The sequence below is a fragment of the Paenibacillus silvestris genome, from assembly GCF_009882985.1.
GTDB lineage: Bacteria > Bacillota > Bacilli > Paenibacillales > NBRC-103111 > Paenibacillus_E > Paenibacillus_E silvestris.
The window spans coordinates 19,398-43,851 of record NZ_WTUZ01000004.1 but is presented as its reverse complement, the minus strand read 5'-3'; the positions used below and the strand labels follow the sequence as shown (position 1 = coordinate 43,851).

21 protein-coding genes are annotated in these 24,454 nt (G+C 49.2%); 4 read left to right on the top strand and 17 right to left on the bottom strand.

Annotated elements, in window-relative coordinates:
- Window positions 1-5: 5 nt before the first annotated feature.
- The 4 genes from GQF01_RS01240 to GQF01_RS01225 form a co-directional block, all read right to left on the bottom strand.
- Entirely contained in the window at window positions 6-1,262 is a 1,257-nt protein-coding gene (locus tag GQF01_RS01240; RefSeq protein ID WP_161404978.1) for a DUF4350 domain-containing protein, read from the bottom strand.
- Window positions 1,219-1,872: a DUF4129 domain-containing protein gene (locus GQF01_RS01235; protein WP_161404976.1), complete on the bottom strand. Its 654-nt coding sequence runs from the start codon at window positions 1,870-1,872 to the stop codon at window positions 1,219-1,221. The genes GQF01_RS01240 and GQF01_RS01235 overlap by 44 nt, the downstream gene beginning before the upstream one ends.
- Window positions 1,862-2,893: a hypothetical protein gene (locus tag GQF01_RS01230; protein WP_161404974.1), complete on the bottom strand. Its 1,032-nt coding sequence runs from the start codon at window positions 2,891-2,893 to the stop codon at window positions 1,862-1,864. Before GQF01_RS01230 ends, GQF01_RS01235 begins: the two co-directional genes overlap by 11 nt.
- Before the next feature lie 452 nt (window positions 2,894-3,345).
- Window positions 3,346-4,947, bottom strand: a complete 1,602-nt coding sequence (locus tag GQF01_RS01225; protein ID WP_161404972.1) for a sensor domain-containing diguanylate cyclase — start codon at window positions 4,945-4,947, stop codon at window positions 3,346-3,348.
- A 187-nt stretch (window positions 4,948-5,134) separates the two neighbouring features.
- Between GQF01_RS01225 and GQF01_RS01220 the strand changes: the two genes are divergently transcribed.
- Window positions 5,135-7,282, top strand: a complete 2,148-nt coding sequence (locus GQF01_RS01220) for a DNA topoisomerase III (RefSeq protein WP_161404970.1) — start codon at window positions 5,135-5,137, stop codon at window positions 7,280-7,282.
- Window positions 7,283-7,335: 53 nt separating this feature from the next.
- On the opposite strand, the gene GQF01_RS01215 is transcribed toward GQF01_RS01220, so the two are convergent.
- The 4 genes from GQF01_RS01215 to GQF01_RS01200 all read right to left on the bottom strand — a co-directional run bounded on the left by GQF01_RS01215 (window position 7,336) and on the right by GQF01_RS01200 (window position 9,358).
- On the bottom strand, window positions 7,336-7,680 hold the full coding sequence (locus tag GQF01_RS01215) for a hypothetical protein (RefSeq protein ID WP_161404968.1): 345 nt from the start codon (window positions 7,678-7,680) through the stop codon (window positions 7,336-7,338).
- A 97-nt stretch (window positions 7,681-7,777) separates the two neighbouring features.
- A complete protein-coding gene (lspA, locus tag GQF01_RS01210) occupies window positions 7,778-8,248 on the bottom strand; it encodes a signal peptidase II (protein WP_161404966.1) in 471 nt (156 codons plus the stop codon).
- A gap of 184 nt (window positions 8,249-8,432) precedes the next feature.
- On the bottom strand, window positions 8,433-9,068 hold the full coding sequence (locus GQF01_RS01205; protein WP_161404964.1) for an HAD hydrolase-like protein: 636 nt from the start codon (window positions 9,066-9,068) through the stop codon (window positions 8,433-8,435).
- Window positions 9,062-9,358 carry a hypothetical protein gene (locus GQF01_RS01200; protein WP_161404962.1) on the bottom strand — a complete coding sequence of 99 codons (297 nt, stop codon included), beginning with the start codon at window positions 9,356-9,358 and terminating at the stop codon, window positions 9,062-9,064. The genes GQF01_RS01205 and GQF01_RS01200 overlap by 7 nt, the downstream gene beginning before the upstream one ends.
- A gap of 163 nt (window positions 9,359-9,521) precedes the next feature.
- Here GQF01_RS01200 and GQF01_RS01195 point away from each other — a divergent pair, with 163 nt between their 5' ends.
- The 3 genes from GQF01_RS01195 to GQF01_RS01185 all read left to right on the top strand — a co-directional run bounded on the left by GQF01_RS01195 (window position 9,522) and on the right by GQF01_RS01185 (window position 11,958).
- Window positions 9,522-10,082: a hypothetical protein gene (locus tag GQF01_RS01195; RefSeq protein ID WP_161404960.1), complete on the top strand. Its 561-nt coding sequence runs from the start codon at window positions 9,522-9,524 to the stop codon at window positions 10,080-10,082.
- Between the two features lie 50 nt (window positions 10,083-10,132).
- On the top strand, window positions 10,133-11,554 hold the full coding sequence (locus GQF01_RS01190) for a sulfatase-like hydrolase/transferase (protein ID WP_161404958.1): 1,422 nt from the start codon (window positions 10,133-10,135) through the stop codon (window positions 11,552-11,554).
- A 116-nt stretch (window positions 11,555-11,670) separates the two neighbouring features.
- On the top strand, window positions 11,671-11,958 hold the full coding sequence (locus GQF01_RS01185) for a hypothetical protein (RefSeq protein WP_161404956.1): 288 nt from the start codon (window positions 11,671-11,673) through the stop codon (window positions 11,956-11,958).
- A 362-nt stretch (window positions 11,959-12,320) separates the two neighbouring features.
- Here the strand turns inward: GQF01_RS01185 and GQF01_RS01180 are convergent, their stop codons facing one another.
- From GQF01_RS01180 to GQF01_RS01140, 9 genes are all read right to left on the bottom strand, one after another.
- On the bottom strand, window positions 12,321-13,361 hold the full coding sequence (locus tag GQF01_RS01180; protein WP_161404954.1) for a FecCD family ABC transporter permease: 1,041 nt from the start codon (window positions 13,359-13,361) through the stop codon (window positions 12,321-12,323).
- Window positions 13,358-14,383 carry a FecCD family ABC transporter permease gene (locus GQF01_RS01175; RefSeq protein ID WP_161404952.1) on the bottom strand — a complete coding sequence of 342 codons (1,026 nt, stop codon included), beginning with the start codon at window positions 14,381-14,383 and terminating at the stop codon, window positions 13,358-13,360. The genes GQF01_RS01180 and GQF01_RS01175 overlap by 4 nt, the downstream gene beginning before the upstream one ends.
- 79 nt (window positions 14,384-14,462) lie before the next feature.
- Complete coding sequence (locus tag GQF01_RS01170) at window positions 14,463-15,449, bottom strand: ABC transporter substrate-binding protein (protein ID WP_161404950.1); 987 nt, start codon at window positions 15,447-15,449, stop codon at window positions 14,463-14,465.
- Between the two features lie 145 nt (window positions 15,450-15,594).
- The gene (locus GQF01_RS01165; RefSeq protein WP_407945383.1) at window positions 15,595-16,929 is read right to left on the bottom strand and encodes an LLM class flavin-dependent oxidoreductase; all 1,335 of its coding nucleotides are present in this window, start codon (window positions 16,927-16,929) and stop codon (window positions 15,595-15,597) included.
- A gap of 29 nt (window positions 16,930-16,958) precedes the next feature.
- Window positions 16,959-17,573: an RraA family protein gene (locus GQF01_RS01160; RefSeq protein WP_161404946.1), complete on the bottom strand. Its 615-nt coding sequence runs from the start codon at window positions 17,571-17,573 to the stop codon at window positions 16,959-16,961.
- 76 nt (window positions 17,574-17,649) lie between these two features.
- Window positions 17,650-19,602 (bottom strand): IucA/IucC family protein, encoded by a 1,953-nt coding sequence (locus GQF01_RS01155; protein WP_161404944.1) that lies wholly within the window; start codon window positions 19,600-19,602, stop codon window positions 17,650-17,652.
- Window positions 19,602-21,434: an IucA/IucC family protein gene (locus tag GQF01_RS01150; RefSeq protein WP_161404942.1), complete on the bottom strand. Its 1,833-nt coding sequence runs from the start codon at window positions 21,432-21,434 to the stop codon at window positions 19,602-19,604. The genes GQF01_RS01155 and GQF01_RS01150 overlap by 1 nt, the downstream gene beginning before the upstream one ends.
- Before the next feature lie 10 nt (window positions 21,435-21,444).
- A complete protein-coding gene (locus GQF01_RS01145; RefSeq protein WP_328803375.1) occupies window positions 21,445-22,683 on the bottom strand; it encodes an MFS transporter in 1,239 nt (412 codons plus the stop codon).
- Window positions 22,684-22,685: 2 nt separating this feature from the next.
- Window positions 22,686-24,449: an IucA/IucC family protein gene (locus GQF01_RS01140; RefSeq protein WP_161404940.1), complete on the bottom strand. Its 1,764-nt coding sequence runs from the start codon at window positions 24,447-24,449 to the stop codon at window positions 22,686-22,688.
- Window positions 24,450-24,454: the final 5 nt, after the last annotated feature.

Here is a 24,454-nt window from a genome sequence, read left to right as displayed (position 1 = left end):
TGCGCTCACTCCTTCTCCAAGTAGGCGATCATTTCGCCCATCTCCCGCGTTCGCTGCACGAACGCTGCCGTGCTCACGCCGCCGCTCTCTGCCGGCGGCTCCGCCAGCAGGCGCACCAGCTGCGCTGCATGCGCCTCAGACATCCGGCCGCGCGCAGCTTCCGCGGCCTGCAAAGCACTAGCGCTGGGGCTAAGCCCCCAGCGCTGATAAAGCAGCTGCCGCAGGAACAGCTGCTGCTGCGCCAGGGCCTCGCGCCTGTAGCCGAGGCGCTCGTACCAAGCGGCGACGGCGTGCACGCCTTCGTCGCCGCGGCGGACCGTCCACGCCCGCGGCGTGTGGATGGGGCCAAAGCGCTTGCCGCGCAGCCAGAGCCACAGCAGCAGCGCAAGACCAAGCTGCACGCTTGCCAGCACGAGCCACGCGGGATACACGGCCAGCAGTCCGGGCTTCGTCCCGTAGCCGTGATGGGTCTCATCGACCCACACGGCGTCCCAGGACTTCGCGAACAGCGGCCAGATTAATTCAAAATGGGACGCCTCATCAATTGTCCCATTCTGCAACCACGTCGGGGTCAGCACCATCGTGATACTGCCCGCCCCTTCCTGTGCGCGGCTGGCGAGCACGCCGCGCTCATCTTCGAACAGCGCCAGCCCACTGCCCCCAGGCTGAATCCGATAGGTGGTGTCGACTTTGCCTGTCAGTGTCCCCTCTGCTGACGCATAACCCGCTGAAACACGAATCGTTGAGGCCGTTGTATCCTGTTTAGTCTGATTATTTTTTGTATCCGTTTCATCCGCTATATCCTGTTTAGTCTGATTATTCTGTGCATCCGTTTCAACCGTTTCATCCTGCCTATCCTTCGCCCCATCCACCTGAACCGTCTCCCAAGAAGCCCAGCCCTGAGGATCACGATCAAAAATAATCGCATCATTCCCCGCCTGCACCCAGGTCAACAAATGCTCCCGATCGGACTTCGTCACGGCGGACGGCTGTATAGCGACTAACAGCATCGAGGTTCCGCTGGGCAAATGCTTCCAATCCAGCCGCCATTCCTTAACGGCCGATTGCTTCGTTGCAAGCAGCTCTTTCCAAGCTTTGGTCCCATCTACATCTGCAGAAAAGGATAGATTCGCGGGTAAGTCCGGCAGCTTTGGCTTCACGAGCCAGAACCCTAGTACAAGAAACAGCACAATGCTAAGGGCTAGTCCCACATGAAGCTTATTCAGCCCTTTTGTCATCCGCGGTTTCCTCCTTCCTGGCAATAACTCTAGCTACCTGTTCATACAGCCATGTGAATTGCTGCTCAGTTACAGCTTCTTGTCCGTACCAAATTCGTTCAAACAGCAGCGAGCTCTCCTGGAACAAGGGAACTAACAAGGAAGCCGTGCCCCTCAGCTCCTCCGCATATTCCCAGTTTGTTTTCCATTTCTCCACATGAATCAAGCGCGCATCTTCCATATAAAACAGAAGCGACAGAAAGACGGAGCGCACTCCCTCTCTCCAATCGCCCGTGCCCTTAAGATCCGATGCTTGCTGCCAATAATAGCGATACGACCGGCTTACTTCGCCTTGCGGCAAAAACGTTTCCGAACGAACCCGCTTTTGCCATATGATTTGTTTTAGAAACCAATAGATTGCAAAAGCTGCAATACCCAGCAGCACAATAGCTATTCCAACAGTTAACCAGTCTGTAACGGAATCAGATACGTCAAAATGAGGCAGCCAGCTCCTTATTTTTCGAAACACTGGTTCCAGCCATGACCACAGTGAGCCATTCTTTTTGGCCTCATAGGCTGTGTATTCATCTTGTTTCAATATTTGCAGCAATTGTTCTTTGTCGTCCTGTGAAGAAATTACGAAACTATAACTCATTCTTTTTATCCAAATCAATAGGTAGATCGTTTGCTGAAGCATCTGGGATTGTATGATCGATCAAAGACTGTAAGCCCAATCCCTCATTGCGTACCCTCAGGTCAAAGAAACTAACCACATACGGCAGGAACCACAGTGACATAACCAGTATAGAAATCAAGCTTTGCAGCAGCTGTGCCCCAAGTCCTACCCCCAAAGTAGCGGCAATCACAAGCTGAACGACAGCTAGAAACAAATACAGAATGAGAGTAAGCACAACGTACATGCCAAATAAGCGCCAAAAGCTTTTACGCGATAAGCCCCAGCTGCGCCCAATGCCAATCGATTCTTCTCCCAGCGCTACATAAGGTAAGTAGTAACTCCAACGAATCATAAAATAAGCAAACGTGAACAGCGCTCCCAGTCCAATAATGACAAAAAACACAATGCCAAATGCTACTGCACCGCCACCAAACCCGCCTACACTGCTTGAGAAACTTCCGCCAACTGCAAAAATGAAGACAAAGATAATAGCAATAATGGCCATTCCGAAATAAAAGCCGAACATAATGAGTCCGAATAGGAACGTACTGCCTGCCAACGGCCAAAAACGAGAGAATGATTTTTTTAATAACTGTCCTAATCCTGGTGTCTCTTCCCCATAAAAATTAGCCTTCACTAGATGAACAACAGATGCGATAGAAGCTGGCATTAGGCCTAAAATCAGAATCGGTGTCAACACCAGCACCAAAATGAGTAATTTCCCAATGTATCCTTTGTCATGTAAAGTAGGATCACTTTGTAGAAACGAAGAGTTCGGTCCAAACATATCCTGCAGCGAACCGCCGTTTCGAAGTTGCTCAATAAAGGACCCCGATGTTGCCGCTGTTTCTTGGAAAGTCAGCAAATGCTGCAGCAGATAATAAGGACCGTATAAAATTAGCATGATGAATGTTAATACTACGAAGTGTTTGCGATATAATTGGAAACTGCGGTCTAACAATCTTCCAATGCCCATTGGTCTTGCACTTGCGTTGTACATGGATAACCCCCCAAATGTTGGTAATTCTTTAACCCCTTGACTATTATACACTAATCCTGCAATATTCTGACTACTAAATTGTATGTAAATGCAGCTTATCTCCGACGGGGGGGCTAAAGGTTAATCTACGGTTTGGTTCATACTTTGGTTCATGCTTTGGTTCATACTTTGGTCCATGCTTTGGTTCACAGTCAGGTTCCACAGCCCCGCAGCCAGTAAGCCGCCTCACCCCAAATAGATGGAAAAGCTACCGCTAATCAGCCCCGCTCAGTGGCAAGAAACCATATTAGCTGGAAAACCTCCATCTAAATCGCAGGCAGCCACCCGAATTATGCCGATTTTGCCGGAAGTAACGGTATTTAATCCAGTTAATTGGCCAAAAGTGGGACTTTTGCGAAAAATAGATGGAGTAATCGGCGTTAATTAGCAAAAAAAGCCAGACCCATGATTTCTCATCGATCTAGCTCCACCCGGTTTCTCCCCGCCGATTTTGCGCGATACAGCGCGTGATCCGCTCTGGAAATCATATCTTCAAGCACCATCGTGCCAAACTCCAGTTTGGGCGAAAATTCGGCTACGCCGATACTCGCCGTTAACTGCACCGTCACCTGCTCATCGGCGTATGGATCCGCTTCAATATATTGCCGGATCTGCTCGGCCATAAGAGCACTCTCATGCACATTTTGACGGAGGCATACTAGAATAAATTCCTCACCACCATAACGCGCCACGATGGTATTGCTGCTAGCCAGCTGTTTCAGCAAAGAAGCTACCTGTTGAAGAACACGGTCGCCTACCAAATGCCCGTAGGTATCGTTCACTTTTTTAAAATGATCAATATCCATCATCATGACCGAGCACGTATAGCCCGCTGCGATACATGCCTTCAACTCTTCATTCCCTTCTGACATCACAAATCGGCGATTAGGAATGTCCGTCAATTGATCGACAAGCGCAGACTCCTCTAGCAGCGTAATGGTTGTATTCAGCTTTTCAGACATCAAATTAAATGTGTTAACTAACGATCTCAGCTCAATTGGAGCATTCCTGATCTCATCTGCATCAATCTGGTAATGGTAGGTTCCTTTACGAATGTGTTGGGTGGCTCGGAGCAAATAGCGAATAGGTCGCTCGATGCGGGAAGCTATCGTGAGGGCGGCTAGGATGCTAAGAATTAAGGCAATGAGGGAAATAATAATAATCGTCAAGCTCAGCTGATTTAATTTCTGAAAAACCTCTTTTTGTGTAATTTCACCCACGACAATCCAATTCTTCCCCGTCGACCACTGGTACTGACCGAACACCTTTTTACCATAGAATCCTGTATAGACATTGCTCGACATTTTGCCGCTTTTGGCTTTATCAATGATATCGGAAGTCTTGGAACTATTAAATTTCGCCTCGTTCATACTCGAGTTATCAGAAGCGGCCACGATTTGGCCTTTCGGATCTAAGACATACACTTCGCCTGTCTCACCAAAACGCAGCTGTTTCATTAGCTTGTTCAGCATATCCAGTGTCACTACACCCATCACAACGCCTTTAAAATCATTCAGATCCCCCATCACCGGTGCTGAAAAGGTAATGATCGGCTTGCCTGTCTCTCGCGAGATGTCGACCCCCGAAATATAACTCCTATTCTCCATCGCATTCTTAAAAAATGGCTGGTCTCCAACATAGATCGCTGAATCACGGCTCGTATAGATAACTCCATTGGGCTCGACATAATTCAATGTATCAAACTCTGAATTGAGGCGTGTATAGTTTTGAAATTCCGTCTTTAGTTCTTCCATTTGATGGAATTTAGCATAATTCGAAAGGGCAAATCGCTCGACGGCATCCAGTTTTTCCTGATTCCATTTCTCAATATATAAACTTTGCAGTGTAATTATCTGTTTGAGCTGATCTTCCGCTTCATCGATTCGATTCCTCTTCTCGATCCAATAAAATGGGACAATAATGGAAAATGCTAAAGCCAGGATAGCGACGCCAATCCACATTTGGAACCTCATTTTCATCGATTGACTGGAGAAATAAGCAAATATGCGTCCCATTCTGGTCTCAGCTCCTTTCTTATCTCATCATAGGCTTATTATACCTTGAATTTAGGACAAAAACAGGCAAAATAAATGATTATTCGACATGATTCATCAGGGATATTCTCCCATATTCGAACGCATTTGAAAAGAAAACTTCTTTCGCTTATGCTAATTTGTAAGAAGAAATGAGGTCATTATTCCTATGAAAATTCTCGTGCTCACAGAAAAACCGAGCGTCGCCAAAGAAATTGCCCGTGTCCTCGGCTGCACTCAGAAGCAAAAGCACCATTATGAAGGCCCCAAATATGTCGTCACTTGGGCGCTCGGCCATCTTGTCACGCTAGCCGAGCCTGACGATTACGACCCTAAGTACAAAACCTGGAATCTGGAGGATCTGCCAATCCTCCCTGAGCGCATGAAGCTTAAGGTCATGAAAGAAACGTCGCATCAGTTTCGCGGCATCGAACAGCTGAGCCGGCGCGGCGATCTCGCCGAGCTGGTGATAGCCACAGACGCCGGGCGCGAAGGGGAACTCGTCGCCCGTTGGATTATGGAGCTGATCCGCTGGAAGAAGCCGTTCAAACGGCTTTGGATCTCGTCGCAGACGGATCAGGCGATTCGTGAAGGCTTCGCGCAGCTGAAGCCTGGCACCGACTATAACCGGCTGTATCAAGCAGCCGTCTGCCGTTCCGAGGCCGATTGGCTGATCGGCCTGAATGTGACGCGCGCGCTGACCAGCAAGTTCGGCGCGTCCTTGTCCGCTGGGCGAGTGCAGACGCCTACGCTGGCCATGATGATCAACCGTGAGTCCGAAATCCGGGATTTCCGGTCTGTCGACTATTGGTTGATCGAAGCCGATCTGGGCTCTTTCCGCGCGGCGTGGCGAGACCCCCAAACAGGCGACTCGCGCATTTTCGATAAGGAGCGCGCGGATGCGTTGAAGGCGAAGCTGCAGGGCCAAAGTGGCCGCATCGCGCAGGTTCAACAGACCGAAAAGCAGATTCCTCACCCGCTTGCTTATGATTTGACCGAGCTTCAGCGTGATGCCAACCGGAAGTTCGGCTTTTCGGCCAAACAGACATCGAACGTACTGCAAAGATTGTATGAACAATACAAGATTGTTACCTACCCTCGGACGGATTCACGGCATCTGACTTCAGATATGGCTCCGACATTGGCAGGCAGACTCAAAGGCGCAGCGATTGGTCCCTATGCACCGCTCGCCGCCGCATTACTGCGTAAGCCGTTAACGATCACGAAGCGCATCATCGACGATAGCAAGGTATCGGACCATCATGCGATTATACCGACCGGCGAAGCCATCTCGCTTGCAACCCTAAGCGCTGACGAGCGCCGGCTCTACGATCTAATTGTACGCAGATTCATAGCCCTATTCTACGGCCCTTGCCGCTACGATGAAACGAAGCTGACCGTCGAAATCGCCGGTGAGAAGCTGCATGCCTCAGGTAAAGTAGTCAAACAAGCCGGATGGAAAGAGGTTTATGGCGCGAACGATTTCACCGATCCGGATCGGGAAGAATCAGACACGGATGACGATATGTCTCAGCTGCTGCCGCAGGCCAAAGAGAAGGACGCCGTTACTGTTAAGCAGGCTCATCAACTGAGTCGCCATACCAAACCGCCTGGCAGGTACAATGAAGCTTCTTTGCTATCGCAGATGGAGAAATGGGGTCTCGGCACGCCGGCAACTCGCGCAGATATTATTGAGAAGCTGGTATCTTCCGACACCATCGAGCGTCAAGGTTCCCAGCTCATACCAACAGGCAAGGGCAAGCAGCTTATTGAGCTCGCTTCGGAAGAGCTGCGTTCTCCTGAACTGACCGCTCGCTGGGAGCTTGAGCTTGAACGTATTGCTAAGGGCAAAGGAAGTATGGAGCAATTTCTAAGCGGGATTCGGACCAAGGCCGTGGAATTAGTTAATGAGGTTAAGAAAAGCGGAGCGGCCTATAAACCGCATAACCTAACAGGAAGCAAGTGCCCGGACTGCGGGGAATTCCTTCAGGAAGTTAAAGGCAAACGCGGGCGTTATCTCGTTTGCTCCAGCCGAGAATGCTCTTACAAGCGTGAAGCGGACGGCCAGCTAACGAATCATCGTTGTCCGCAATGTCATAAAAAAATGGAGATCCACACAGGAAAATCCGGCAAGTATTTTCAATGCCGTCCCTGCAACGTCGTGGAGAAGATCGATAATGAAGCCTCCGGCGGCGGCCGTCGTGCCTCGGCTAAGGCCAGTCGTCAACTCATCGAGCAATATTCCGATCAATCTGGCATTGGGAACTCGCTCGCTGACAAGCTGCTTGCCGCACTTCAGCAGAATAAGAAAGACTAGCATTGTATATACACAAAAGAAACCAAGCAGAGACTCTCGTCTTTGCTTGGTTTCTACACTTCTACAGGCAGTTCCGATAGTTTGCCTTTTACCGCCAACTGCAGCTGTTCTATGCTCGTAATGCCTAGACTAATCAGCGCATCTCCTGCTTCCATGTGTACATTCGCTAATATATGCATACTTGTATTGGGAACAAGTGACTTGCGGAATTCATGAAATAAAACCACATTATACGTTTTGAGCACCGTCATAAATTCAACCGTTGGAGTTACAAAACCGCGCTTTCCGGATGATTTCCAGAAGAAATCCCTCACATGGATAATATCAGCGCCTGTTTTATTCAACTTGCGAATCATGACAAAAAAATCATCGATCAAAGCTTGTCTCTCCATACTCATACGACCATCTCCCAGTCTAACAACTACACCATCTACGTAGAATAGGATACCACAAATAGTTCCTTAGATCTATATCGCATAGTATAATATACCCAATCTATGAAGCCGTATTTTCCTTTCGGAAACCTCTTCGCCGTAGTGAGATGAACATATCCAACACAAAACATATGACGCCCAAATTAATCGCCAAATCCGCTAGATTCATGATGCCATTCCCCGAACGAAAGACGATGAAATCCGTCACTTTCCCGAATAACAATCGCTCAATCGCATTGCCTATCGCTCCGCCCGCAAAGAAGGCTGCTCCGCACTGCAATAGAACACCCTGAAGACGTCCTTTCTTCCTGTAATACAAGATTGCTATGACAATTATGACAGCAAAAATGCCGAGGTAACGTGCCCAACCCTGCAGCGAACTGCCTGCTGCACCCGTATTTTGATAATGCGTAAAAGAAATAATGTCTTTATAGAATGGCATAGATTCTCCCACCTTCAACATAGAACGAATCCAAACCTTAGAAATTTGATCAATGACCGTAACCACAAAAAAGACGATATAAAATAACATAACACTCCCCCTACTTGAAAAATACTGCCTCAACACTATTTTACATGATTAGTGGCCTATACTGCGAATCTTACGGCTCCCTGCTGACGCATGCCCATCAGTTAGAAACACAAATAGCCGCCTCAGTTATGCCTGGCAGCTACACGCGGAGCGTTCTGTATGCGTTTATTCTTCCTTCTCTCCATCAAGCTAATGTCAGGAGTGTTCTCAACAGCTCCCCCGGGGTGTTTACTACATAATCAGGTTGCCCTCTAAGCAGCAGTCGCGGGGCATCGTACCCCCATGTAACGGCGACGATCGGCACGCCTAACTTTTTGCAGGCCTCGATATCCCTTAGTTCATCTCCGACATAAATCATTCGCGCAGGCGTTGTGCCCCACTGCTTCATGACTTTGCGTATGGCATGGTGCTTGCCGAAAAGAAGTTTCGCCGAGATTACTTCCTTGAAGGAGCCTTCCATCTTGTTATTCTTTAAAAACAACCGAATATTCGCCTCCGAATTGGAGGAGAGAATGGAACTTTTCAGCCCATGGGAGGATAATCTAGCGATGACCTCCTTCATTCCCGGCACCACGTGAAGAGTCCGTATATTCTCTTGATACAGCTGTCTGCCAGCGATAACCAGCTTAGGAATCTGCAGGGCAGGCACGCCTAACCGATCGACCCGCTCCGCAATCGAAAGCGTTCTGAGAAGTGCAAGATCCTGTTCGCGTATCTTGCGAAATTGATGCTGTCCCGCTATTTCATTGTACAACTTAACAAGCAAAGCTCTGGAATCGACAAGTGTCCCATCAAAATCAAATAGGATATGTTTTACCATTCAGTTGTATATAGAAATAGGGCCGGCCCCTCAGTCGGCACTTCTTTGATTTGATTATTCGCGAATTCTACAAGTGGATCTTTGGCGATATGCGGATTGCTGACGATGCGCAGGTCTTCCCACACACAGGATACCCCACGCCCATAGTCGTCTGCATTTCCAGCAAACATTTTACAACCTTGACAGAAATCTTTCTGCTGAGCGGCATCTAGCTTAACAATTTTATTCCTTAGACAGCAGTAAATTTCATCGTCTGCATTACATACATTAACGTGAGTGATTAGAGCCATATGCATGTCAACTCCTTGCGGCACATTTTGTGTGTAATAGTAAGTTTATAGCACTACTATTAAGTGTATGACAGTTTTTTGTAAACGGAATAAGATTTCTCATGACAAGCTGCCTAAATTTGCTACAATGAGTAAATGTAACAGACCGATTGGAGGAACAACCATGCAAGATTGGGCGCATTACGCCATCCCTATCGTGATCGTTTGTTTTTTTATTTATCGTCGAACCAAACGTACCATTGGCTTTCAAAAGCTTGCCAAAGGCCGGCTCAAATTCCGGCTTACACTATTCAGTATCCTGGGAATCGCCATTTTCCTGCTAGGCTTCGTTCATCCCATCCATTTCATCGGATACTTGATTGGCCTTGCAGCTGGCGCGGGACTAGGGCTCACCGCCATTCGGCACACTCGCTTCGAGCATCGCGCTGACGGCTGGTATTACCGCACTCATCTATGGATTGAAATTGCTGTCCTCGTGCTATTTCTTGGCCGTATTATCTATCGCGTAGCTTTCATCGCGCTTTCCCCGAACCCTGCCAGCATGAATCCTGCTGATCTGACCCAATTTACAAAAGACCCCGTAACAGCTGGCGTATTCTTCATCATCGTGTCTTACTACATCCTATTTTTCAGCTATCTGCTTCGTGAAGAGACTAAACTGGATCCAACCACTGAGGTTTCAAGTACCTCTAGTAGTGAAAGTTCCCCCCAGACTGTCAAATAGTAAGAGATAACAGCCCTCAAAATATGAATGATGGAGGCGAATGAACGACGATGAGTACCAACCAAAAGCAGGGATCGACACAAGCAAGCCGAAATGAGCAGCCTAACATCGTAGTTATCTTATCAGACGACCACGGGGCATGGGCTATGGGATGTGCAGGCAATGTCGAGATCCGCACACCTAATCTGGATCGCGTTGCAGACCAAGGGATGAGGTTTTCCAGCTTTTTTTGCACCTCGCCGGTCTGCTCGCCGGCACGTGCTTCGCTGATGACTGGGCGCATTCCGTCCCAACACGGTGTACACGATTGGATCCGGGATGGCAATGTGGGCGAATCCGCCATCCAATATTTGCAGGGGCAGACGGCGTACACCGATGTGTTGGCTGGCGCCGGATACGTTTGCGGGCTAAGCGGCAAATGGCATTTGGGAGACAGCATCACACCGCAAAAAGGGTTCACGCACTGGTTTGCGCACCAAAGCGGCGGCAGCAATTATTACCATGCCCCGATGATTCGCGACGGCGAACTGGTGAATGAGCCTGGCTATTTGACCGACGTCATCACGGACGATGCGCTCTCCTTCTTAGATCGGCAGGACGGCAGCAAGCCGTTCTACTTAAGCGTCCACTACACGGCGCCTCACAGCCCATGGATCGATAATCATCCTCAGGACATTGTCGATTCTTACGATAGCTGCAAGTTTGAAACTTGCCCGCAGGAGCCCAAGCATCCATGGTCGCTCAAAACAGCGCCATGGTCGGATGATCAACGGGAGAACTTGAAAGGTTACTTTGCCGCTGTGACCGCCATGGATATGAATGTCGGCCGGATCGTAGATAAGCTGGACAGCATGGACATTCGCAAGGATACCCTGCTTATTTATATGGGGGACAACGGCTTCAACTGCGGCCATCATGGCATATGGGGTAAAGGAAACGGTACGTTCCCGCAGAACATGTTCGATACTTCCGTCAAAGTACCGGCTATTTTTAGCCAGCCGGGCATCATTCCCCAAGGGCAAGTTTGCGATAATCTCGTAAGCGGGTACGATTTTATGCCTACCCTGCTTGCTTATGTGGGCTGTGATCAACCGAGTGCCGCCAGGCTTCCTGGATCAAGCTTCCACTCCCTCCTCTTGGGCGAATCGGCTCCTATGCGTGAGCAGGTTGTCATTTATGACGAGTACGGTCCTGTGCGGATGATTCGGACGACTGACTGGAAATATGTGCACCGCTACCCTTACGGTCCGCATGAGATGTACAATTTGGCCGAGGATCCCGATGAAAAGCATAATCTGATCGACCTCCCCGGAACGCAAGAGCAGAGCATTGCGATGAGAGGAGAATTGGAAGCCTGGTTTGCCCTCTACGTTGATCCATTGATAGACGGCGCCCGTGAAGGTGTAACCGGATTCGGGCAAATCGGGTTGGCCGGCGTTCATGGAAAAGGGAAAAAAGCTTATTTTGATTAAGGAACAGGGCAATTGATCCTTGTCGTTAAAATAAGCTAGAATACGACACCGCCATTCGAGCGACATTTTATCCAAAGTACGTTAACCTATGAAAAATGATTCATAGGAGGACAACCATGATGAGAGATTTGGAATTCATTATAATGGGTGTGTTCGTTGTAGGTATCATGTTGTGCATGTTTATAGATGTGCTCATAAAGGACAAAGCGATGAAATTCTCCTATCCTAATCAAAATGAATTAGAAAGTACGGCAAAACCGGTCAAAGTGATTGAAGTTTTTGAGGGGCTTGCGGATTTTGGCATCTTGAACGATCAGCTGCTTGATCAGAAAAAGGAATTCGTTTACCCGATGTATATCGATTGCAGCCGTAACACTCTTGAGGCGCAGCCACCTGCGTGCTGATTGCTTGCTGATTGAATTTTGGCAATGCCCTTGCGCTTCCTCAACCCTTCCTTCCGAATAGTGGTATAAATTCCCTCTAATTTCGGCGATTTTGAGAAAATTGTGCTTATACCTGGAATTTCTCCAGCTAATTCGGCAGATTTCGCCTAGCAGGCACATGTAAGAGGGAGTTTAACAGGAGTTTTTCCAGCTAAACCTTAAATATCTTGTAAATAAAAAGAAATAACGGGAGCAAATTCCGTTATTTCTTTCCACGCTACCCAGAACAGATGGAGACCCCATCTATTCCCGCACTTTAATCTTGTTTAACCCCATCCTTCTACTCTCTTCGCCTACCCAATCTACTCTATCTTTCTACTTTCTCATCGATTCCGATTCCGATACAGCAGAAAGATAAAAAACGGAGCGCCAATAGCTGCCGTAAACACACCTGCCGGAATATCCAGCGGAGGAAAAGCCGTTCTTGCCACAGTATCGGAGATCAGCACCAACAGGCTGCCGATCAGTGCTGACACAGGGATCAATCCCCCGTAGGAAGGAGCAACCAGCTTTTTCGCAATATGCGGTGAAATTAATCCTACAAAGCCAATCGCGCCCGCAATCGCCACAGCCGAACCCGCCAGTGCCACACTGATGAACAGCAAAAGGAAGCGATGTAGCTGAACCGTGGCTCCCAGCCCTGCAGCCAGATCATCCCCCATTTCCTGCAAGTTAATATGTCTGGCAAAATAGAGCGCCATCGGTATGAACACAAGGACCCAAGGCAGCAAAGTGTACACGTTGTCCCAAGAAGCGCCGTAGACACTCCCAGTCAGCCATGTATACGCTTTGGTCGCTGAATTCATAGGGCTAAGCACAATCATTAACATCGTTAATGAACTCGTCGCTGCCGAAATCCCAATCCCGATCAGGACAAGCCTCGTTGGCGTAACACCTTTGTGCCAGGCCAATAAATAAATGATAAGGGACACGATGGCGGCCCCTACAAAAGCAGCCATAGGCATCCAATGAATGCTCACAGTACCTGCAAAATATGTAATGAATGCAACAGCCGCAAGCGTCCCTCCTCCGGTAACGCCAATAATATCAGGTGAGGCAAGCGGATTACGGATCATCCCTTGAAGTATCGAGCCTGCAACACCTAGCGAAGCACCCACGAGGATGGCTACGATAATCCGTGGAAGCCTTAATGTTCCGATTACCAGTTCATGCTGCGGGGTGCTTTTTCCGAAGATCGTTTTCAACACATCCTGCGGCGAAATGAACGTACTGCCAAGGCCCGTGCTAATTACGAACATCACGATAGTTAGCAAGGTCAGACCCGAAATAACCAGCAGTGTTCGCCGATGGAAAAGAAAGGAGAATCTTCCTGTTTTGCTTCGATAAACGATTAATTGCCTCATGATGTCGCTCCTTTCGAGCGCAGCCCTTTTCTAGCCGTGTAGACAAAAAACGGCACGCCGATCAAAGCCGTCATAATACCGAGCGGCACCTCTCCTGGCATAATGACAAACCGAGCTACAAGATCGGCTAGAAGCAGGAGAACAGCCCCCAATATAGCGGAATAGGGAATCACCCAACGATAATCAATGCCTACGATAAACCTGACAATATGCGGAATGACGAGGCCAACGAAACCAATCGAACCAGCAACAGCCACAGAGCTTCCTGCTAATAGAATCACGATGATGGCTACAGTCACTTTAACTAATCCAAGCTTCTGTCCCAGCCCCTTGGCAACATCATCACCCGAAGCAAGAATGTTAACGGGATGTGCCATTACCAGAGCTGTTGCAGCGGCAACTAGCATGTAGGGCAGCACCGGAACTAACGTATCCAAGTTCTTGCCTGCCACTGATCCGGCTAACCAGAACATCACATTCTGCAAAGTTGCCTCGCGGACGACTAACATTCCTTGGGTAAAAGAGCTGAACAAAGCCGTCATAGCCGAACCGGCCAATACAATTTTGATCGGCGTCAGTCCCTCCCTGCCTAGAGACCCGAGGAAATATACGACGAAAGCAGCAATCGCTGCGCCTGCGAAAGCTACCCAAATCAATTGGTCAATTGAGGTAAGCGGGAGGAATGTAATTGCAATGACGACACATGAAACGGCGCCTGCATTAATGCCGAAAATACTCGGCGAAGCTAACGGATTCCGTGTCAGTGCCTGCATAAGCGCTCCTGCAACAGCTAAATTTCCTCCAACCAGTGTGGCGAATAGGGCTCGGGGAATTCGGGTCGTACGAATGATCACTTGTTCGTTTGAATTTACATCGTAATGTGTCAACGACTGTACAACAGATGTAAAGCTCGTATGCGATGAACCGAGTATAACGCTTAGTACAAACGATACTAGCAAAAGAACAATGCCAAACACCAAACCCAGTGCTTTATAGGGTGTCTGGTGCAGTAATGGTCTCACAGGGATCCTCCTTTTGTAACTAGCTATAAAATTAAGCGAAGGCCGTTGACATAGAAGGTCAACAGCCTCGGTATTGCAACTATTTAGTTACACCATAGAATTTATAAAGATCATCAATCATTAGAGCTGCTGCTAATGGGCCGGAACCATTATTCCACGTCGCTGCGTTAACTTCGAATACTTTGCTTGCTTTAACAGCTCTCAAATTCTTCCACAGCGGAGAGTCGCTCCACGTTTTTCTTAACTCCAAGCGACCATCTGTCCGATTCGCCGTTTGGTCAAAAATGATGTCTGCGTCCATTTGTGTAATATTCTCTTTGGATTGCAGCTGAATCCCCCACTCTTTGCCCCGTTGGTTAGCTGGGCGCGTGACGCCGAGTTCCTCCAGGACAGAAGCCGAGAATCCTGTGTAAACAATACGGGCATGATCCACACGGAAATCAACAATACCGGCTTCCAGCTTCAATTTATCACCCATTTTACCTTTGAAATCCGTTACTTTTTTATTCCAGTCAGCCAAGAACTTCGTTTCGGCATCCTTCGTATTCGTCGCTTCAGCCGTCAATTTTAACGAGTCTTTCCAGAAATACACGTCTTCCGTCATAACCGTTGGTGCAATGGCTTTTAATTGCTCATAAATTTTCTCATCACGGAATTTACTTCCGATAATAAGATCCGGCTGCAGTGCAACCAATTTCTCCAGGTTCGGCTGGTTCTCCGACCCCAGGTTCGTAACGCCGTCCATTTTGTCCTTAATATAATTGTACCAAGGCTGCTCGATCCACGCCTCAACCGCTCCAACCGGCTTCACGCCTAATGCCAAAGCAGCATCCGTCGCCCCTTGGAACAAAGTAACGACTTTCTTCGGCGTTCCTTTGATTTCCGTCGTTCCCATCGCATGCTTGATCACTCTTACGCTATTCGCGTCCGCAGTCGCCTGTGCAGCCGGTGCTTGCGTTTGTGCTGCTGCCGGAGCCGCTTCTTGCTTAGGCTGACATCCGGTGAAGATGGCTGCCATAGAAAGCATAGCAGCAAGTACTAGTGTTGCTTTTTTTTGCCCTACCATTTCGGTTAATCCCCCTACCTATCTACTTAATCAATGATATTGATTCTCATTATTATTATACGGGAGTACCAAATAATGAAAATGGACATACGCGACCACTTTTTTGGACATTTCTGACAACCATACAGCCAATGCCAACTCCCAACTAACTGCGTGTTACTAGCTCATGCTCAATGGTTAAACCCAAATGCTCTCTCAATGTAGAACCGCTATATTCCTTGCGATAGATGCCCCTGTTCTGAAGCTCGGGAATGACCTTATTCACAAAATCATCCAAGCCGCCCGGCAGCAAAGCAGGCATCAAATTAAACCCGTCGGCCGCCCCGTTGACGAGCCAACGCTCCATTTCATCTGCAATCTGCACGGCCGTTCCTGCAAAGGTAAAATGCCCCCTGCCCCCGGCTGTCCGAATAATCAGTTCCCGAATCGTCATATTTTCCCGGCGTGCCAGGTCGACGTATAGTTGAAAACGTGCTTTCTGCCCTTGTATCTCGTCAAGGGATGGAAGATCCTCCAGTGGAACGGGACCATCCAGCGGATACTGAAACAGATTGATCTTAAGCAAATCCGATAGGCTCCTAATCCCATATTCGGAAACTGCCAGCTCATTCAGCTCCCTCTCTTTCGCTTTCGCCTCCGCTTCTGTGTCTCCTACAAAAGGAATAAACCCAGGCAAAATCTTCAATTGATCCTCAGAGCGCCCAAACTGCTTCAATCTGCTTTTCACATCCGCATAAAAGGCAATCGCTTCCTCCATCGTGTTCTGAGCCGTAAAAATGACTTCCGCCAGCTCGGCAGCAAACTGCTTGCCATCTTCAGACGAACCCGCTTGCACCAAAACAGGATGCGTTTGCGGAGAGCGCGGGATGTTCAAGGCCCCTTTTACAGAGAAAAATTCACCAGCAAACTCAGCGCCTTTAATCTTGCTGACATCCGCATAGATGCCTGACTGCTTATCAATCACTAGCGAATTCTCTGACCAGCCCGCCCACAGCCGCTTCACAACTTCCACGAATTCTTTGCCCCTGTCGTAGCGGACTTTATGGTCCAAATGATGCTCCCTGCTAAAATTATGCGCCGTTGCATCCCCTGTCGACGTCACGATATTCCATCCCGTACGACCTCCGCTAATGTGATCGAGTGAAGCGAACTTTCTCGCGATATGATACGGTTCGTTGTAGGTTGTCGAGGCTGTTGCCGTCAGTCCAATATGCTCTGTCACAGCAGCAATCGCCGATAACAGCGTGAATGCTTCAAGCTGGGGAATGACCCGATATTTAATTAATGGGGTTAATCTGTATTTTTCCGCTAAAAAGATAGCGTCCATTTTGCCTCGCTCCGCAGTCTTGGCCAGCTGTTGGTAGTAGCCCAGACTTGTCGCCAACTCCGGCTCTGCGTCTGGATGCCGCCACGAAGCTTCATGATGACCTGTGCTCAAAATAAACAAATTCAAATGCAGTTGTTTCTTCGGTTCTTTCACTCCTATCACCCCGATTTATACAAATTTGTCTATGACGGCAGGACATAACCGTATTCTTTTCTTCTCTGCTCTTCTTTCTGCTGTTTCTCCAATGCCTTCACACCGATTTCTGTCGCCTCGCTCGGATTAATAACGAATACGCCGTCATCGTCTCCCACGATCAAATCGCCGGGCTGAACGCTTACGCCAAAAACGCTAACAGGCGTATTGACCTCGCCTTCAAGCTTCAGTGTCCGCGTGGTGAGCGCGCTAATTCCCTTCGAATAGACGGGAAAGCCTAGCCCTGTAATCGCGCGAACATCCGCAGCACAGCCAGAAACAACGACACCAGCAACCTTTTTAGCTATCGCCGCATAGGTTCTGAATTCTCCCCAGCAAGCACGCTGCTCATCGCCTGACATATCAATAACGAGCACATCTCCAGGCTGCACCAACTCCATAGCCTTGGTAATGGCGCTGGAGTCAATATGAGGAGTGCGTACCGTTACTGCGTTCCCGAGCAGCCGAATCGGCCTGAACAGTGGCTGAGCACCGTGCAAGAAACCGAAATCCGTCAAATGACCGATCGTGGAAGGGCTAATCTCTTTATATAACTCAAGAAGCTCTGGCGTAACGCCTTGTACCCTAGGCTGAATACGAAACATAAGTGATCTCTCCTATCCTTATCGTCCTTAACATCCTTAACATCCTTAACATCCTTAACATCCTTAACATCCTTAATTATCCGCGACTCGTTAGCTGCGCTTCTTTGCTCGCATCCTGCACCTGATGCGTCTGAGTCAAAACATGAAAGGGATTCGCCACTTCTCCTTGGCCATAAGGCATGCTGCCAGGCACGCGCAGCGCCTGCTTCTTCAGGAGCGGACGCACGATCTGCTTCCAAGGCCAAGCAGCCTTAACGAACAGCGCGTCATTCAGAACATCAGCCACCTCATCCGGCACATCCGCTTTCTGGATAGCTTCCTCTAGGCATGTTTGCAGCTCTTTCCACAAGGAAGCTTCGCTCAAGCCGTAGTATTGAGAAACACTTCTCAATATCGCATAGCTGTTCACTTGGATGCCGAGCATTTGGAAGAAAGTCAGCAGCTTCTGTGGCTGATCATGATACAACGAGTTCGGATAACCCGCACGCAGCGTATAGGCTGGATCCTCAAGGCCGTTTGCGTTTAACCAAGGCACATGCACACGCAGCGCATCATGATCACGAAGCAGCAGTCCTTCGATTTTGCCTTGCTTCCAAACCAGCACGCAGTTTTGACCGTGAACTTCCGGCATCATGCCGAGTCGGAACAGACGGAAGCAGATCTCGAAGTAGGACACCAGCACTTCACGAAACAGCTGCACGGCGGCTTCAGCACTTTGATCCGCTCCAATCAACTTCAGCCACTCATCGAAGATATGGCCGTTTTCCGCTGATTCATGAACAGATAGCGCCGACATAGGCAGCAAGCGAATATCAGCATCCTGCACGAGCTGGGCTGGATATTCCCGGATCATCGTTGATAAATGTCTTGGATAGTCGGCAAACAGATCCCGATCTTCCGGCAAATACGCCCACCATTTTGTTTCATCGCATAAAAACAGCTTTTGCTTCAGCACGGCATCCCGCTCCACGGCTTGTCTCATCAAAGACTCCGCTTGCTGACCATTCATCAGCTTAATCGCCGACAGATAACGAAGTCCGCCCAGTGAATAAATGCCTAACGGCAGTTTCACATGATAAGGACTCTCCACTTCCGGCATTAAGGAACGCACAGATGAAGTTGCGTAGAAGGTGCCCGTTTCTGTTTCCAAAGGAATACAGATCTTCTCTTCGAGCTCCCTTTTAATATGGTCCGGCAAAATCGCAGACATCTGCCACGGATGCACCGGGATAGCGGTATACGCGCCTTCGCCTAAACCACGTCTATCCAGCTCGACGCTGATCTGGTTGCGCTCTTCGTCCGTGAGCAGCAGATCTACAGGGAACAACTCCTTCCCTTCCTCCAGCCCGGAAACGACGTAATCCTGCTTCACAGCCATCCAGTTCAGCTTGATCGGACGACCGAATTCCGCCGTGTAGCTGCTGCACTCATCATAGACCCAGCCTTGTTTAACCTTGGACACGGGGTGAAAAGGCCGATCACGGTAAGCCGCTTTGCGCTCTGCCTCGAGTAGCGATGCTGCTTGCGGCAGCCCGAGAATATGTGCGCTCGGCTGCTCATTTTCAAGCGAAAAAGAGGTTTGCAGCAGCGTTTGCTCGATCATGTGCAGGAACTTTACCGCTCCATAAGGATCGACCGCCACCGGGTCATTGGCATACAAAGTCACAGCATACCCCATCAGTTCCAGCGGGCCAAGCTTGGACAGATCCTTTCCTTGGCTCACTTTGTACACCCCGTAGGAAGCTTCAAACCGATATGGCTGTGTGATCGCAGTGCTCACGGGAAACACGATCACGGCATCCTCCAGTTTCCACTGGTATACATGAGTAGCCTCCTCTACTGCATCGGCTCCGAACTGCTCCTGAACCATTTTCAAAAACTTATCTTCCGAGGCAACTGAAGCCCACTCCTCTTTGGACAACAGTTCTATAGAGGCATGACCATCTAGAAACTGTTCCGCCAGCAGAGCATTCACCAAATCTTCCATCACCCTATATTCGGCCCTATTGCTCGTAAGTTTGTTTGGCATTATAGCTGACCTCCTTGTGAGAAACGATATTGTGCTAAGGGGTTCGGAACATGCTTCGGATCAACTTCCATGTCCTTCCACAGCCTTCTTCGTGCTAATTGTTCGATCCGAATTGTATCGGAGAAGAGATCATACTTCCCGAAATTAACCTCATGCTCGGGATGCTCCTGTTGATACTGCTGAATCACATCAGCCACCATTTGCCAATACTCCGACTCCTCCAGCCCATAACGCTCGTTCAAAAATATCCCGATATCGCCCAAACACACAAAGAAAAAGGCACTATGCAGAAAATCTTTCACGGCATCCAAATCATCCGTTTGCATATAGGAATGCCGGTTGATTGCCCGGTGCGCAGCAGGTTCTAAGTGCAGATCTGGACAGTACTCCGGCTGTGGAAGCTCTGCCTTAGAGAAGCGCAGACCATCGTGGAAGTCCTTCAATGCGAGTCGAACAGGCAGGCCGTCTTTATGGATGAGCACGATATTCTGAGCATGCGACTCCATCGCCAATCCGTGCGCATACAGCATATGAATAAGCGGGGTTATGGCTGCACCAAGCAGCTGGCGCGTCCATGCTTGTAGGCCATATTGCTGCACCCATGGTTCGATGAATGGCTGCTGACCGTCTACATACGTAACTGAACTCAGCGGAATAGCAGCTTCGCCGTCTTTCAGGAAGCGGTGAACGCTTTGCCTCCACACCACACCCAAATTTCCGTAAGCCTGCGGCTGCAAATCGGCTGGAAGCTTCTCATATTCATAGGTGATCCCTGCAAATTCAGCCAGAAAAACAAGATCAAGCTTCTTAGCCGTCTCATCTTTTTCCGTCAGTGACAACAACCAGCGTGAAACAAGCGGCGCATTCAAGATGGTATGCTTCGCGAGCATCCGTCTGGTCGAAGTATTCGTAATATTCAGCGCCATTTTCAAATAAGCTTTCTCTTTGTTTAACTGATTAGCCCAGCTGCGAATGGACTGCTGCGCACGGTACACATCTTCTCCAGACCCAAGCTTCACAATCGTTGAATCTGCTAGTTGCTGCTGAAATGCGGAGGTAATCATGTGTTCCCACTGCCATGGATGAACAGGCATGAACAGGTAACCAGCCGCAGGCAACCCTTTGTCGAGCAAAATCGTCCCGAAATGGCTATAAGTTTCAATGCCCAGCTCATGCTGGATCATGTCCCGATAATCTTCCCCATCCAGAAGGGAAAGCTGACTATGTGTCTTGGCAACAGCCAGCCATACAGGCTGAAGATCTTGATGAAATTCAGGGCCGTAACGGGCATTCTCCTCTAGGCTAAAGCCGATTCGAGATTTATAGCACGGGTGATACGGGTGTCCGTCCAGCAAGCTTTCCAACTCATCATAGCTGCGCTGATCCCCTGATTGTGGCACAGATTGCGGCGCAGATGCCCGGTAAGCCTGAGCCTGCACATCTTTCACGAACGTGCTTTGCAGCTCTTCCAGCAGCATGCCCAGCCGTTCTTTATCTGGCTGAATCTGGCCAAGCACTTCCAGGACGAATGGAGACAACTGTGCAGCGGCCCAATCTTCATTCCCCTTCTTGCGTTTAATCGTATCTCTGGCTAATCGGATGCGGTCAAAGGTCATTTTTCTTTTTGCTAGAAAACGGTAGGTAACCGTCTCCCCATCAGCCGCTTTCCCTTGCAAAGTAAGCTCTCCTTCAAATCCGGAAGCAGGCACTCCGCTCAAGGGGATGGCAATTTGCTCATAAAGTACGGCTTCGATTAACTGTCCAAGCACCCGTTCCTCTACTTTTTTATCCAAATCAGCTTGGTTTGCTGGTACCCATTGTGTCGTATTCATTCGCTACACCTCATTTGATTATTTCCTGGCCGCCTGCTAGGGCAGCCGATTCCTTACGCGACGTGATGTGAGGGAACACTTTCATTTTCATCCAAATGTTACTTAGGATAAGCAATCCGGCTGCACACAGAAAAATCATCGGCAAGCCAAAATTCGACGCTATGACGCCCATACCGAGTGAACCTGCCAAGCCGCCAAGCAGCACAGCACAATTGACATAACTATAGGTCCGGCTCTCCATGCCGATTGGCGCGTACTGCCGAATCAGCACATTCATCGATGGCATCATGCCGCCAATACAAGCTCCCGTGCAAAATCTTAATACAATTAACTGCCATAATTGGTGAACAAACGCCTGCGGAATTGAAAATACAATCGCGCCAAGCACCGCATAGATAAAAACCCGATGCGAACCGAATTTATCACCCAGCTTCCCCAGGTACGGAGCAGTAATCATATTGGCTATCCCCATGGATGCTGAGGTAATCCCTGCCAAGACGACCAGATTATCCGATCCAGTCGCCAAGTGCTGTACGTACAGCGGAATAAGCGGCAGAGTGCCGATCATCGCCGCCCTTAGGATTGCCGAGGAGACGAATAGCGAAGCAATTGGCTTACGAGCCACAATCATTTTGAAATCCTGAATCAGATCCGTTTTCTTCTCGGTTTTTACTTTCTTCTCAAATGTTTCCTTAACCCCGAAAATAACGATCAATGCGGCCACAAAAATGCTGATGCCAGTGTAAAAGAACACCTCTCTCAGACCGAAATGGTCGGCCATCAAACCGCCCAGCAGCGGCCCGCAGATCGTTCCGGCTACCGCCCCGGAGTGTAAAATACCCAGCGCATATCCACCGCGTTCCTTGGGTGTATTCGTTGCGGTAAGAGCGATGGCAGCCGGGCCAAACCCGGAGAGAACACCATTGACGAGACGCAGCAACAATAAGTGCACAGGGCTGGTTGCAACACCCATCAGCGTAATCGTAATCGCCATCCCGATGCCGGATCGGACGAGCATAACTTTGCGTCCATAGCGGTCAGCCAGCTTCCCCCAGAGGGGGGAGAATAGAAAGGCAGTCAACAGGTTCGCTCCATAGATCATGCCGGACCAGAAAAGCACTTTTTTCGGATCCGTAAGTCCAAGATCTTGCAAGTACAGCGGTAAAAAGGGGGTAATGCTGCTCGTTGAGGCCATGGCCATAAATTGACCGACGTATAGAATGTAGAGGTTGCGTTTCCACTTCTCCACAGCTACACCTTCATCGGATTAGGGATGTCGACAAACAGCGGTCTTTCTCCCCTAGATAAAAAGCAGCTTGTGAAGTTGGCTTTGGCAGGTAAGCTTGCGCTATGCAGCAAATCGTCAATGTAAGGAAGCATTCTTTCATCTGCTTCTGAACGCTCTTGCTGGAGCACCTGCTGGACGATACGCCAATAAGGCTCCTCGGCTTCACGGCTATATGCTGCAATCGTATGGACCAGTGAACCAAGATGGTTCACGAAGAAATAGTATTTAGTCCTCATCCAAGCTTCAGACTCTTCATACAGCACAGGACTGCTCTCGGCCAGCAATGACTGGGTCCAGCCCGCTTCAGCTGCCTTGCGGCGGTCGATGCTTACTCCTTCAAGATCACGCACATAGAAGCAATCGGGCATGCCATCTTTCAAGGACACCAGCGAATTCTGCAGATGTGCTTCGAAGGAAATTCCCTGTTCAGCTAACATGCGCAGCAGCGAGACCATCGAAATTCGCAGGTATGCGGCCATCCATTCACGCAAGTCAGGCAGTGTCCCCTGCCTGCTATGCTTAATTGCCTGAATCAGTTTAGGCTCCGTTTGACCTGGTAAGCATTCTAACATCGATGCCAGTACGTACGTGAATGGGTTAGGAAGCTCCATCGGGCGATAAATGACCGTGAAACATGCTGACCATTCCTCTGGCATTTCTGCCAACCTAACGCTGCTGTATCCCGTCTCGGAAAGAATCTGGAAATGATCGTTCTGGCATTCATCCTTAAGATGATGCAGCACCCGTGCCGCATCCATCGTCCGCTCTGCTTGCTCCTGCGTGTTCTCCCGCAGCAGATTCGTGATGCGAACATGGAGAGGCAGCTTGAAGCCGTAACCTCCTGTCGGTTCCCACACTGTTCTTACCGAAGAAGTCGGATATACGACAGGACCGCATGAACCAAGGCTGATAATATCCGCTTTCTTCATCCTTTCCTGAATTTGCGGCTGACGCATGACATAAACGGCTTGCCAAGGATGCATAGGCAGCACTTTGTAGCTTCCTGCTGCATCGCCTAACTGCTGACGCGCATGCAATAAGGCAAAGGGCGGAAGCGCCATGCTTTCTTCTCCATCCAGCCACTCTTCATGCACCAACTCTTTGCGGACTGCAAAGTAATGCAGTTGAAAGGAGGCGCCCATCTCAGGGCTGTAAGCGGCAAGCTCACTAAAGTCAAAACCTTCGGTGCTTTTCGGATAAGGATGAAACGGATGACCGATATAGAGCGACTGCTCCGAGCGGACGCATTCCGGTTTCCAGGCCATATCCACTTGCATTTGATTCAGGAAATGCTCCATGTAGTGGCTCATCTTGCGGAAGCTATTCTCAATTCGGGATCTCACTCGCTGTTCATCCGCATGACCATTCTGGGCCTCTTTTCGGTTTCCCAGCTCTGTAAGCAGCAGCGTAAGCAACCGTCCCATATCGAGCTCACGAAATACCCCGCCAGCTATCGCTTCATAGAAGAACGATCCATACGCATGCTGACCTATGGCCGAATAATACGTGATGGCCCCCGTAATCGTTTTGTCGATCATCGGAAGATGAAGCAGGAATGGATCGCCTTGCTTAGGAAAGGTATCGATGAAATAGCGTAATCCGGGGATTGCTGCCCGTGGATCCCTCTCACCGGTTTCTCTTAAATAGCTGTTTAGTAACGCGCGTATGGTCGCCATTTCCGCAAGCTCCGTGCTTCTCGCGACTGCGTCCGTTTGCTGTTGTAACATCCGTG